This is a genomic window from Pelomonas sp. Root405, from assembly GCF_001425165.1.
Classification (GTDB): Bacteria; Pseudomonadota; Gammaproteobacteria; order Burkholderiales; family Burkholderiaceae_C; genus Pelomonas.
On sequence record NZ_LMDU01000014.1, the window covers coordinates 415873 to 427524 of the forward strand.

General features: G+C 67.4%; 12 protein-coding genes. 2 read left to right on the plus strand and 10 right to left on the minus strand.

Annotated elements, in window-relative coordinates; all coding sequences use genetic code 11:
- Positions 1-12: 12 nt before the first annotated feature.
- The gene (locus ASC81_RS19820; RefSeq protein ID WP_200946911.1) at positions 13-1173 is read left to right on the plus strand and encodes a glycoside hydrolase family 5 protein; all 1161 of its coding nucleotides are present in this window, start codon (positions 13-15) and stop codon (positions 1171-1173) included.
- Here ASC81_RS19820 and ASC81_RS19825 read toward each other — a convergent pair whose 3' ends face one another.
- From ASC81_RS19825 to ASC81_RS19835, 3 genes are read right to left on the minus strand one after another with little or no spacing between them, the layout of a single operon-like run.
- Complete coding sequence (locus tag ASC81_RS19825) at positions 1174-2109, minus strand: GSU2403 family nucleotidyltransferase fold protein (protein ID WP_056270894.1); 936 nt, start codon at positions 2107-2109, stop codon at positions 1174-1176. It abuts the gene before it with no gap.
- A 52-nt stretch (positions 2110-2161) separates the two neighbouring features.
- Positions 2162-2434, minus strand: coding sequence for a helix-hairpin-helix domain-containing protein (locus tag ASC81_RS19830; RefSeq protein WP_056270897.1), 273 nt, complete (start codon positions 2432-2434; stop codon positions 2162-2164).
- The gene (locus ASC81_RS19835) at positions 2431-4167 is read right to left on the minus strand and encodes an ABC transporter ATP-binding protein (protein ID WP_056270900.1); all 1737 of its coding nucleotides are present in this window, start codon (positions 4165-4167) and stop codon (positions 2431-2433) included. Before ASC81_RS19835 ends, ASC81_RS19830 begins: the two co-directional genes overlap by 4 nt.
- 33 nt (positions 4168-4200) lie before the next feature.
- On the opposite strand from ASC81_RS19835, the gene ASC81_RS19840 reads away from it, so the two are divergent.
- Positions 4201-5331 (plus strand): glycosyltransferase, encoded by a 1131-nt coding sequence (locus tag ASC81_RS19840; RefSeq protein WP_056270902.1) that lies wholly within the window; start codon positions 4201-4203, stop codon positions 5329-5331.
- On the opposite strand, the gene ASC81_RS19845 is transcribed toward ASC81_RS19840, so the two are convergent.
- From ASC81_RS19845 to rpsA, 7 genes are all read right to left on the minus strand, one after another.
- On the minus strand, positions 5282-6235 hold the full coding sequence (locus ASC81_RS19845) for a glycosyltransferase family 2 protein (RefSeq protein ID WP_056270905.1): 954 nt from the start codon (positions 6233-6235) through the stop codon (positions 5282-5284). The two genes, ASC81_RS19840 and ASC81_RS19845, sit on opposite strands and share 50 nt — an antisense overlap.
- Positions 6232-7182, minus strand: a complete 951-nt coding sequence (locus ASC81_RS19850; RefSeq protein WP_056270908.1) for a glycosyltransferase family 32 protein — start codon at positions 7180-7182, stop codon at positions 6232-6234. The genes ASC81_RS19845 and ASC81_RS19850 overlap by 4 nt, the downstream gene beginning before the upstream one ends.
- A 7-nt stretch (positions 7183-7189) precedes the next feature.
- Complete coding sequence (locus tag ASC81_RS19855; RefSeq protein ID WP_056270909.1) at positions 7190-7936, minus strand: hypothetical protein; 747 nt, start codon at positions 7934-7936, stop codon at positions 7190-7192.
- Positions 7920-9062 carry a lipopolysaccharide assembly protein LapB gene (gene lapB, locus ASC81_RS19860; RefSeq protein ID WP_056270912.1) on the minus strand — a complete coding sequence of 381 codons (1143 nt, stop codon included), beginning with the start codon at positions 9060-9062 and terminating at the stop codon, positions 7920-7922. Before lapB ends, ASC81_RS19855 begins: the two co-directional genes overlap by 17 nt.
- Positions 9052-9360 carry a lipopolysaccharide assembly LapA domain-containing protein gene (locus ASC81_RS19865; protein ID WP_056270915.1) on the minus strand — a complete coding sequence of 103 codons (309 nt, stop codon included), beginning with the start codon at positions 9358-9360 and terminating at the stop codon, positions 9052-9054. Before ASC81_RS19865 ends, lapB begins: the two co-directional genes overlap by 11 nt.
- A 16-nt stretch (positions 9361-9376) precedes the next feature.
- A complete protein-coding gene (locus ASC81_RS19870; RefSeq protein WP_056270919.1) occupies positions 9377-9676 on the minus strand; it encodes an integration host factor subunit beta in 300 nt (99 codons plus the stop codon).
- A 119-nt stretch (positions 9677-9795) separates the two neighbouring features.
- A complete protein-coding gene (gene rpsA / locus ASC81_RS19875; protein WP_082536668.1) occupies positions 9796-11511 on the minus strand; it encodes a 30S ribosomal protein S1 in 1716 nt (571 codons plus the stop codon).
- Positions 11512-11652: the final 141 nt, after the last annotated feature.

Here is an 11652-nt window from a genome sequence, read left to right on the forward strand (position 1 = left end):
CTCTGTGCCTCTGTGGTTGCATTGCTTTGTGGGCTCCTTGCCGTTCCGGCGCAGGCGGCCGACATCGCGTTCTGGGACACCCCCCGCCATGGCGGCAACAGCTTCAACGGCAGGCCGCCCGACGAAGCCTATTTCCGTGCGCTCAAGGCCACCGGCGCCACCTGGGTGCGGTTGACGTTCTCGAAGTGGAAGGGGCAGGGGCGCGACTTTCTGATCGGCGATGCCGACGACTATCGCGGCATCCCCGCGCCGGACCTGACGTTGTTGCGACAGGCGATGGACGCAGCGCACGCTGCCGGCATCAAGGTCGTGCTGGTGCCGCTGTCCCTTCCCGGCAACCGCTGGGTGCAGCACAACCAGGACAGGCAGGACGACCGGCTCTGGAGGGACCGCCGGTACTGGGCGCAGTCCGCCACCTTCTGGCGCGACCTGGCCGCGGCCGTCAAGGACCATCCGGCGCTGGCGGGCTACAACCTGCTCAACGAGCCGACGCCCGAGAAGGGCATGGGGCTGGACGAACAGGCCGCGCCCGAGGTGCGCAAGGCTTGGTACGCCAAGCACCAGGGCACGACGCATGACCTGCCGGTCTTCTACGCGCAGCTCATCGCCGCCATCCGAGAAGTCGATGCGGACACCCCGCTCATGCTCGACGGTGGCTGGTACGCGCATGCCTGGAGCTTCAGCCACTGGACGCCGCTGAAGGACGCGAAGTTGCTCTACGCCTTCCACATGTACGAGCCCTGGAACCTCACCAGCGCGCCGCAGATCAAGCGCCGGCCTCAGCTGCGCTACCCGGGCTCGAAGGTGACCTGGGGCGACAAGACGCTGAGCTTCGACAAGGCGGCGATGCAGCAGTTTCTCGGTGTGCCGTTTGCCTGGGCCAAGGCCAAAGGCGTGCCGGCCAACCGCATGGTGGCCGGCGAGCTGGGTTGCGTGCGGGTGTGGGCAGATTGCGGCGCCTACCTGGGCGACGTGCTCGACGCGCTCAACGCCCACGGCGCCCACTGGGCCTTCTACAGCTTCCGCGAAGATGTCTGGGAAGGCATGGACTACGAGATCCCGCCCGCCTTCCCCGCCGGCCAGGTGTACTACCTGCGTGAACAGGGCAACGGCGACAAGCTGCCGCTGGACGGCCCGCTGATGGGTGTCATCAGGAACCGGATGGCGCGCTGATCAAATCAGCAGCAGCTTCTCGTCGAGCATCTGCTGAACGATGTCGGCCTGCAACCGGTCGCGCCGTCGCTTGGCCGGCGGCCGGTCGTCGAGGCCAGACATCCAGCGCTTGAAGTCGACGAACACCTGCGGTGCGATGGTGCGCATCAGCGCCATGCGGCCGGTCACCGACACGATAGGCTGCTCAAAGCGCGGCGTGTTCAGGAAGGCTTCGGCGCGCTCTGCTTGAACCGGCCAAAGGTCGTCCTCGTCAGCAGTGAATCGAAACGGATGAGGGTCGCCGTCCACGGCCATCCGGCGGAGGAAGTCGACCATGAAACCCTTGCCGTTGATGACCGATTCAAGCTGCGTGTCGATCCGCCGGAACGTCGGGTCCACCTGCTGCAGCACCTTCAGCATCGAGCTGTCCATTTTCTTCATCGTGCCGAGGAACTGAACGCGCTTGCGGGCGTCCCAGAGCAGGTCGACGTCTTGCGTGGACATGGCGCCGGCCTCGATGCGGACGCTGGCTGCCGTCTCGTAGGCGTAGAGCGCATGCGTGCCCACGACGGTGAAGTGCGGGCTCAGCCCAGACGCTTCCAGCGCATTGAGCACGTCAACGACCAAGTTCGGCGCTCGGCCCACCTTCAGCGCCTTGTTCATGCGTTCGGCCTCATGCAGCGCCGCGCCCATGGACTTGCTGCGCTCCTGCGCTGCTTGCTTGGCCTCGGTAAAGGACAGGTAGGCCGCTTCGGTCTCGGGGCTGCGCCGGCCAAGACGTTGCTGCCGGTTGGTCGGTGAGGTCTTGACCAGATACTCGTAGTCGCCTTCGCGTTTGAAGTACATGCCGCCGGCAAAGCGCTGCGCCTCGGCAGAGGCTTTCAGCCAGGCCTGAAAGATGACCGCGGAGTCGATCACCTGACGGGCGGCGTTGTCGGGCAGGGGAAGATAACTCATCACCGTACGAATCAAGAAATCGAAATTTATACGGTGAATTATTTAAATTCAATTATTTGGGTGGCTCATAGGGTCGCCCGCCCACGCGCAAGCCTGCACCCGACAACTTCGCCGCCGTCGCCGCGCGTATCCCCGGCACACGTTTCATCAGGTCGCCCCAGTCGGCAAACGGTCGTGCCGCCAGCAGCCTTTGGACCAAAGCCGGGCCCAGGCCGGGCAGGGATTCAAGTTCGGCTCGCGTCGCCGAGTTGACCTCGACCTCTGTCTGGGCCAGTGCCGCCGGCATGGACCATGCAGCCCACAGCAGCAGGCCGCGGCGCTTCATGGCTCGCCCGCCTGCGCCCGCACCATCGACGCATAGGCGCCATCACGGGCCAGCAGCTCGGCGTGCGTGCCGGTCTCGACGAGCTTGCCAGCGCCGAGCACATGGATGGCGTCGGCGTCGCGGATGGTCGACAGCCGGTGGGCGATGACGATGAGCGTCTTGCGGCCGGACCAGGCCGCCAATGCCTGCTGCACGGCACGCTCGCTTTCGGTGTCGAGCGCCGAGGTGGCTTCGTCAAAGATCCAGATAGGTGCGTCCTTGTAGAGCGCGCGGGCAATCGCCAGGCGCTGGCGCTGGCCGCCGGACAGCTTGCTGCCGTTGGCGCCGACGTGGGTATCCACGCCCTCGGGCAGCGTCTGCACGAAGTCCCACAGGTGGGCGGCGCGCAGCGCAGCTTCGAGCTTGGCTTCGTCACGCGGCTGCGCGTAGGCGATGTTGTTGGCGACCGAGTCGTCGAACAGCACGATGTCCTGTGACACGACGGCGAATTGGCGGCGCAGGGACAGGCGCGTCAACGTCTCGATGTCGGTGCCGTCGAGCAAGATGCGCCCGGCGTCCGGCCGGCCGAAGCCGAGCAGCAGATGGATGATGGAACTCTTGCCCGCGCCGGAGGCCCCCACCAGGGCGGTCGTGCGTCCGGCGGCAAAGCTCAGGGCCAACCCGTCCAGCGCTGGCTGGGAGGCGCCGGGGTAGGTGAGGCGCACGGCCTCCATGGCGATGTCGCCCTGAGCCGGCACGGCGAGCTCCGTCGTGCCGCTGTCGGCTTCCTTGGGCGCATCCATCAGCTCGAAGCAACCCTTGGCGATCACCGTCGCACGGGTCAGCGGCGCAGCCAGGTCGGACAGGTGGCGCAGCCGCGAAGTGAGCAGCATCAGCGCAGTCACGAACTCGGCGAAGGCCTTCACGCCGGTGGCATCGGCACGCGCCTGCCACAGGGCCACGCAGATGATGAAGGACAGACCGACGCTGGCGACGAGCTGGGACAGCGGCTGGGCCAGCGCGGCGGCCGCGGCCGTCTTGAGGTCGTTGCGGCGCACGACCTGGGACACCTCGGCAAAGCGCTCGCGCTCGTGCGCCGCGGCGCCGAACTGCCGAACCACGCGCCAGGCCCGCGTCATGTCGTCGACCTTGTTGACCAGCAGCAGCTGCGAGTCGTAGGCGCGCGTGGACATGATGCGCATGCGCTGGTTGACTTTCTTCATGACGAGCGCCATCAGCGGCGTGACGATCAGGCTGAGCAGGGTCAGCTGCCAGTTCAGCACGAAGAGGTAGCCCACCATGGCGATGGCGGGCAGGCCATCGCGCAGCACGCTGAGGCCCACATTGCCGACCAGCTGCAGGATCTGCTGCGGATCGTTGACCACCTTGCTGACCGCCGTTCCGGCCTGCATGCGCGTGTAGACCTGGGCGTCCAGGCGCAACAAGGCGTTGACGAGCGCGGCGCGGAAGTCCGTCACACTGCGCGTGAGCGTCCAGTTGAAGAGGTACTGGCCCGCGAAGCCGAACACCCCGCGCACGAGATACAGGCCGATCAGCACGGCGGGCACCATCCACAGCGGAAAGGCGTCCTTGGCGAAGCCTTCGCCGAAGGCATAGCCAACCAGCCTCGGGATCATCGTCTCGGTGGCCGCGACGCCGACGAAGGCCAGCACGGTGAGCACGGCGCCCCAGCGGTGGGGGTAGACGAAGCGGCGCAGGCGGCTGGCGATGGAGGCGTTGGCGTCGGAAGACATGGGGCGCGATTGTCTCTCCTACACTGCCGCGCAATGCCGAATGAGACCCCGCCCGCCGACCGACCTCGCGTGGTCCATTTCGTGACGGGCGGCTTCTCCGGCGCGACGCAGGTTGCCGTCGATCTCTGTCTTTCGGCGCTGCGGGGCGGGCCGTTCGAGCCGGTCCTCGTGCTCAGGCGAAAGCGGCACACGCCCATGGCCCGCGTCGAGGCGCTGAAGGCGCAGGGGCTGTCGGTGCACCTGGTGTCGGGCTGGTCGCATCTCGTGACCATCGCAGAGCTGGCATCGCTGCTAAGAGGTTTGCAGCCCGCGGCGCTGCTGGCGCACGGCTTTCCCGAGCACCTGCTGGGCCGGCATGCCGGCGTGCGGGCCGGCGTACCGGTGCTGATCCAGGTCGAGCACAACTCGCGCGAGCGCTACACCGCCTGGAGCCGCTGGCAGTCGCGCCAGCTGGCGCGGCGCTCGGCCGCGCTGGTCGGCGTCAGCGAGGGCGTTCGGCAGAGCCTGCTGGCGCAGGGCCTGCCGGCGGACAAGACGATCGCGATTCCGAATGGCATCGACCTTGAGCGCTTTGCGCAAGCCGGTGGCGACCGGGAAGCGGGCGTCTTGATGTCGGCGCGTTTCGCGCGTCAGAAGGACCATGCCACGCTGATCGATGCGATGGCATTGCTGGCTTCGCGTCATGGGCTGAGGCCACCGTTGCAGCTCGCTGGCACCGGCCCGCGGCAGGCGCGCATGCAGGCCAAGGTCCAGCAAATGGCCCTGGGTGGCCAGGTGCGTTTTCTCGGCCATCACGGCGACATGCCCGGGCTGTTGCGGTCGCAGGCGATCTACGTGCTGTCCACGCACTATGAAGGCATGCCGCTGGCCCTGGTGGAGGCCATGGCCGCCGGCTGCGGCTGCATCGCGTCGGACGTCATCGGTGTGAGGGGCGTCGTCGAGGACGGCGTGACCGGGCTGCTGGTGCCCGAGGGCGATGCGGCCGCCTTGGCCGACGCCATCGCGCGGCTGCTGCATGATCCCGCGCTGGCGGCCCGCCTCGGCGCCGCGGCCCGCGAGCGTGCCTTGGCCGAGCACGGCGTGGCGCTGATGCGCGAGCGCTACGAGGCGCTGATCACGCGCTGCGCCACCATTGCAGGGCGCGCAGCCAGCGGCCGCGTTTGAAGTAGGCGGACCGCAGCTCTCGGCGGTTCAGCGGCGAGCTGTGGTCGAAGCGCTCGGCGTCGGTCCTCAGCCCTGCCAGCGCCTCGCCGCCCAGCTGCTGGCGCCGCCGCCGGGCGCGCAGCAGCGTGCGGGCGCAGAAGTGGGCGATCTCGAAGCGGGTGTCGTCATCAAGCGGCGGCAACTCGGTGGCCAGGCCGTCCAGCGCCGCGGTCCAGTCGTCCAGCCGCTTTGCGTCCAGGTGGCCGAGCAGGCTGCCGGCGCGCTGGCGGTAAGCGACCCACACTTCGGCCACATGCACATGGCGAGGCGTGTGCAGTGCCAGGCGGGGGTAGACGGCCATGTCCTCGAAGACGCGGCCCTCGGGAAACCGCAGCCCGGCCGGCCAGCACGAACGCCGCACGATCTTGCTCCACGGATGGAACTGGCCGCGGGCGAACAGGCCGCGCAGGCGCTGGTTCACATCGGCCATCAACATGCCCGCCGGGCCGTCAAAGCTTGTGATGTGGCGGTGACGTGGCTTGGTGGAAGTGGTCGACGGGCCGTCGTCGAAGACGCGGAAATCGCAGGTGACGAGGTCCGGCCGGTGCTCGGCAATCACGGCCTTGAGCTGCGCGATGGCACCGGGCTCCAGCAGGTCGTCCGGGTCGATGAACCAGAGGTAGTCGCCGCGCGCCGCGTCGAGCAGCCGGTTGCGCGCCGCGCTGACGCCGCGGTTGACCGGCTCGCGAATCACGCGGGCCTGGGGCAGCAGGGCTGTGGCGAGCGCCGCAGAGCCGTCGGGGGAAGCATCGTCCACGAAGACGACCTCGACGCTGTCGTCGAGCTGGCCGCACAGCGAGTCGATGCATGCCGGCAGCCACGCCTCGACCCGGTACATCGGCAACAGCAAGCTGAGCCAGGTCACGATGGACGGCGGATCAATTCATCCAGGGCGCTGCCGGGCAGGACGCGACCGCGCTGCCAGTGGCGCTCGATGACGCGACGGTCGTTGCCGCGCAGCTTGAGCACTGCCGGCAACCGGCGCGGGCAGGGGGTGAGCGCGACGCGCACATAGAGATGGGTTTTGCGCCAGCCCACGCCGCACAGCCAGGCGAACGGGCCGTCCTCGGCGCGCAGCAGGGCCAGGCGGTAGCCCGCGCCATGGCGGTCCAGCAGGTCCGCGGCCACGACATGCATCAGCAGGTAGCGCTGCGAATCGTGGTCCAGCCGTTGCAGGACCCGGCTGGCGCGGCCTTGCTCAGCGAGCCGGGCGAGCACGGCTTCAGCGCCCTCGTCCAGCGCCTTGTCGAAGGCCTCGGCCAGGTCCCGTGTGAACGGGCAGCCGGGTGCGGCGGCCATCAGCCAGTTCTCGACGATGGGTTGGTCCGGGCGCGTCGTGAAGCGGTCGATGTAGAAGCCGACATAGCTGGCCGCGCGATGGGCGCGCTGCTGGTGCAGCCAGTCGAGATCGCGGGCGAGCAGGATGGAGGCGTCGAGCCAGATGCCGCCATGGCGGGCCAGCAGCTGGATGCGCAGCCAGTCGGCCTGGCGGTAGGCCGGCAAGGCATCGAAGTCCGCACGCAGGCCGGGCAGCCAGCCGGGCGCGCTGTCGCGATTCAGCAGCCGGATCTCATGGTCGGGCGCGAAACGGCGCCAGTTCTCGACACAGGCCGTGATGAAGTCGGGTGGCGGCGCGGTGTGCCAATAGGTCCAGATCACCTTGGGGATGTCGGCCTCGCAGCGACCTTCGCCGACGACGGTCTCGCGTGTGCGCGCCGGCACCCGGGCGCGCAGCACCGTCCAGACCTCGCGCAGGAACAGCAGCGTGAGGAGAACGAGCAAGGCCTTGAGAACGAGAACAGCCGTGGTCATCCGCGAGTCACTCTCGCCAATGGTCGGCGATCCACCGCGCCGGCCGGGCGTGCCGCCAGTTGCCGTTGCTGCGTCCGGCCAGCGCGTCGGGCGGGTTCATGACGCCGTGGAAGATCAGGATGCGCGCGCCCTCGGGGATGAAGGGGTCACGCCAGTAGCTGGTGGGCCAGGCTGGGATGCAGTGGTACTTGTAGCTGGCGCACCAGGCATCGTGCCAGTACTTGAGCTTGCCTTGCCGGTGCAGCACGGCACTCAGGAAGGCCTGCTCGTTGCGGTAATCGGCCTTGGCCTTGGCCTGGTCGGCGACGAATTCGGTCAGTACGTCCTGGTGGGCGCCGAGTTCCCAGCGGTAGACCGAGGAGTTGCCGGTGACGCGCCAGGGGCGCTTCCAGTCGTGGATGACGAGGAACTCACCCGGTACCACGAAGAAGGGCGTGATGTCGTCGACGATGACGACGTCGAGGTCGAGGAAAAGGCCTGTGCCGTCGAGGCCGTATTGCTCGACAAGGATGGGGCTGAATGTCGTCAGCTTTTTCCAGCCGCGCTCAGGCTCGCCGTTAGGCAGCGTCAGCTCGGGGATGGGGAAGCACTTCACCTCGCCGCGGATGCCTTCGGTACGGTCGGTCAAGCAGACGAAGTCGAAGTCGCCTTTGAGATGGCGGCGAACCATCGCGTAGAGGCGATTGACGTACTCGGGGCCGTACTTGGTGCCCCACTTCATGCAGACGATGGTGCGCTTAGAGTTCTTCAACATGGCGCGGAGGATAGGTGTCCCAGTTCAGGCAACCGGGGCATTGCCAGAAGTAGTGGGCGGCCTCGAAGCCGCAGGCGGCGCAGCGATAGCGCAGCAGCGGCTTGGTGGCCTTCTCCAGCGTCTGCACCATGGCGACGGCTTCACCGGTCGGCAGCGCAGCAGCGTTGAGCTTGAGCAATTCGGTGGCGGCGGACAGGGCGGGCTGTTCGCGCAGGTGGGCGGCGAGGCGCTCGCGCTGCGGCGCCGGCTGCAATGCGGACAGCGCCCGCAGCAGATGCATGCTGGGCGCGCGCTGGTACTGCTCCAGCAGCAGGGCGATGGCGCGCTCGGGTTGGCCGAGTTGCTGCGCGGCCGTGGCGCAGTCGGCAGCGACCAGGTTGAAGGCGGCCGGATTGGCGGCCAGCAGCTTGCCGAAGGCCGCGAACGCGGCCTCCGGATGACCGGCCTTCAGCAACAACTGGCCTTGCAGTGCATAGGCGCGTGCCGCCTCGGGCTCGCGGCGCTGTGCCTGGTTCAGCAGCTCCTGCGCCAGGTCGGCATGACCCTGAGATTGCGCGACGAGGGCCTGCTCGCAAAGGTAGTGGGCGATGCGGCCCGAAAAGGAGCCAGTGCCGGCGGCCTCCAGCTCGGCAGCGACTTCGGCCGCCTTGGACCAGTCGCGCGAGCGCTCGTACAGCGACAGCAGCGCCAGGCGCGCCTCGCGCTCGAAGGCGCTGCCGCGCAGTTCGGCATAGGCGGCCTCGGCGCGGTCGAACAGGCCGGCCTTGAAAAAGTCCTGGGCCAGCTCGTGCTGGGCGCGGTCGCGGTCGGTCTTGGGCAGGTCGCCGCGGCGCAGCAGGTGTTCATGCACGCGCACGGCGCGTTCGGTCTCGCCGCGGCGCCGGAACAGGCTGCCCAGGGCGAAGTGCAGCTCGGACGTGTCGGGGTCGTTCTGGACGGCTTCGATGAAGGCGTCGATGGCCTTGTCCTGCTGCTCGTTCAGCAGCAGATTCAGCCCCTTGAAGTACGCCTTGGGTGAATCACGCTGTTCGAGCTTCCACTGCTTGGAGTCAAGCTTGGAGGCGAGCCAGCCGAGGACAAAGACGACGGGCAGGACGAAGAGCAGCCAGCGCGGATCAAACTCCATCTTGGTGGGCAGCGAAAGGCGTGGACAGGGACGGGGGCGCGTCAGGCGCCGGGGTGACCGCGCCGGGGAGCGGCTCTACGCGTTGTGCGGCACGACGGTGACGCCACCATGCGGGCACCATGGCCAGCACGCCAAACGCGGCACCGAAGCCGAAGGCCAGCAACACGATGATGACCTGAGGCGCGCGCCATTCGTGGCCGAAGAACCAGCGCACGACGGCGTCGTGACTGTTGTTCAGCGCGAAGGCGAACAGCGTGAAGAAGAGCAGGGCCCGCAGGAGCCAAACGAGGGTGCGCATGGCCCCGGATTCTGGCTCAGGCGTCCGTGACTGGGAGATGCTCGTCGACCGCCTCGCGAAGCGCCTTGCCGGGCTTGAAGTGAGGTGCCAGCTTCTCGGGAATCATGACCTGTTCGCCGCTGCGCGGATTGCGCCCCACGCGGGGCGGACGGCGGCTGATGGAGAAGCTGCCGAAGCCGCGGATCTCGATGCGGTGGCCGCGCGCGAGCGCATCGCTCATCGCGTCGAGGATGGTCTTGACGGCGAACTCGGTGTCGCGCTGGGTCAGTTGGCCAAAGCGTTCGGCGAGCACGGCGACAAGGTCGGAGCGGGTCATGGCGGGGCTTGGCAAGGCGTGGCGGAGCGTGGAATTGAAACAGGCCCGCTGGCGATGCCGGCGAGCCTGTGGGGAGCATACCCGGCATCACGAGGATGCCGGGCGGACTTCCAGGGCGATCAGTTGCCTTGGTTGTCGAGCTTGGCGCGCAGCAGGGCGCCCAGGCTGGTGGTGCCGGCGTTCTCACGCTCGCTCGACTGGCTCAGGCGCGTCATGGCTTCCTGGTTGTCGGCGTTGTCCTTGGCCTTGATGGACAGCTGGATGTTGCGGGTCTTGCGGTCGATGTTGACGACGACGGCGGTGACTTCATCGCCTTCCTTCAACACGTTGCGGGCGTCTTCCACGCGGTCGCGGGAGATTTCCGAAGCGCGCAGATAGGCCATCACGCCTTCAGCCAGCTCGATCTCGGCGCCGCGCGGGTCCACGGTCTTGACCTTGCCGGTCACCGAGGCGCCACGGTCATTGATCGTGGTGTAGGCGGTGAACGGGTCGCTGTCCAGCTGCTTGATGCCCAGCGAGATGCGCTCGCGCTCGACGTCCACGGCCAGCACGACGGCTTCGACTTCCTGGCCCTTCTTGAAGTTGCGAACGGCGGTTTCGCCGGTCTCGTCCCAAGACAGGTCGGACAGGTGCACCAGGCCGTCGATGCCCTGGGCCAGGCCCACGAACACGCCGAAGTCGGTGATCGACTTGACCGGGCCCTTGACCTTGTCGCCGCGCTTGACGTTCTCGGCGAACTCTTCCCACGGGTTGGCCTTGCACTGCTTCATGCCCAGGCTGATGCGGCGCTTGTCTTCGTCGATTTCGAGGACCATGACTTCGACTTCGTCGCCCAGCGAGACCAGCTTGCTGGGGGCGATGTTCTTGTTGGTCCAGTCCATTTCGGAGACGTGCACCAGGCCTTCGATGCCTGGCTCGATCTCGACGAACGCGCCGTAGTCGGCGATGTTCGTGACCTTGCCGAACAGGCGGGTGCCGGTCGGGTAGCGGCGGGCCACGCCGAACCACGGGTCGTCGCCCAGCTGCTTGATGCCCAGCGAGACGCGGTTCTTCTCGGCGTCAAACTTCAGGACCTTGGCGGTCAGTTCCTGGCCAACCGTCACGACTTCCGACGGGTGACGGACACGGCGCCATGCCATGTCGGTGATGTGCAGCAGGCCGTCGATGCCGCCCAGGTCCACGAACGCACCGTATTCGGTGATGTTCTTGACCACGCCATTGACGATGGCACCTTCGGACAGCGTCTCGAGCAGCTTGGCGCGCTCTTCACCCATGGAGGCTTCGACCACGGCGCGACGCGACAGCACAACGTTGTTGCGCTTGCGGTCGAGCTTGATGACCTTGAATTCCATGGTCTTGCCCTCGTAAGGGCTCATGTCCTTCACCGGGCGCGTGTCCAGCAGCGAGCCGGGCAGGAAGGCGCGGATGCCGTTGACCAGGACGGTCAGGCCGCCCTTGACCTTGCCGGAGACGGTGCCGGTCACGAAGTCGCCGGACTCCAGGGCCGTTTCCAGGCTCAGCCACGAGGCCAGCCGCTTGGCCTTGTCGCGCGACAGGATGGTGTCGCCGTAGCCGTTTTCGATCGCGTCGATGGCGACGGACACGAAGTCGCCGACCTGGACTTCCAGTTCGCCCTGGTCGTTCTTGAACTCTTCGATGGGCACGTAGGCTTCGGACTTGAGGCCTGCATTGACGACGACGAAGTTGTGTTCGACACGAACGACTTCGGCCGAGATCACTTCGCCAGCGCGCATGTCGGAGCGCTGCAGCGACTCCTCGAACATGGCGGCAAAGGATTCCATGCCGGAAGCTTGGGCGGTTTGGGTTTGGGACATGTATTGGACCTTGATGCGGCGGGGAGCCCCGACGCGGCGTGCAGACAAGCTGCGGGTTAAGTTGTTGACATCGCGACCCTCAGTGAACTGACGTTCGGAGGGAAGGGCCGCGGGCCGTGGCTTCTCAGGCCTGGGTCCCTC

What these genes read in the sequence shown, in the direction of transcription:
- ASC81_RS19825 (WP_056270894.1), bottom strand. Translation starts at nt 2,109, where the DNA reads ATGAGTTATCTTCCCCTGCCCGACAACGCCGCCCGTCAGGTGATCGAC.
- ASC81_RS19830 (WP_056270897.1), bottom strand. Translation starts at nt 2,434, where the DNA reads ATGAAGCGCCGCGGCCTGCTGCTGTGGGCTGCATGGTCCATGCCGGCG.
- ASC81_RS19835 (WP_056270900.1), bottom strand. Translation starts at nt 4,167, where the DNA reads ATGTCTTCCGACGCCAACGCCTCCATCGCCAGCCGCCTGCGCCGCTTC.
- ASC81_RS19840 (WP_056270902.1), top strand. Translation starts at nt 4,201, where the DNA reads ATGCCGAATGAGACCCCGCCCGCCGACCGACCTCGCGTGGTCCATTTC.
- ASC81_RS19850 (WP_056270908.1), bottom strand. Translation starts at nt 7,182, where the DNA reads ATGACCACGGCTGTTCTCGTTCTCAAGGCCTTGCTCGTTCTCCTCACG.
- ASC81_RS19855 (WP_056270909.1), bottom strand. Translation starts at nt 7,936, where the DNA reads ATGTTGAAGAACTCTAAGCGCACCATCGTCTGCATGAAGTGGGGCACC.
- lapB (WP_056270912.1), bottom strand. Translation starts at nt 9,062, where the DNA reads ATGGAGTTTGATCCGCGCTGGCTGCTCTTCGTCCTGCCCGTCGTCTTT.
- ASC81_RS19865 (WP_056270915.1), bottom strand. Translation starts at nt 9,360, where the DNA reads ATGCGCACCCTCGTTTGGCTCCTGCGGGCCCTGCTCTTCTTCACGCTG.
- ASC81_RS19870 (WP_056270919.1), bottom strand. Translation starts at nt 9,676, where the DNA reads ATGACCCGCTCCGACCTTGTCGCCGTGCTCGCCGAACGCTTTGGCCAA.
- rpsA (WP_082536668.1), bottom strand. Translation starts at nt 11,511, where the DNA reads ATGTCCCAAACCCAAACCGCCCAAGCTTCCGGCATGGAATCCTTTGCC.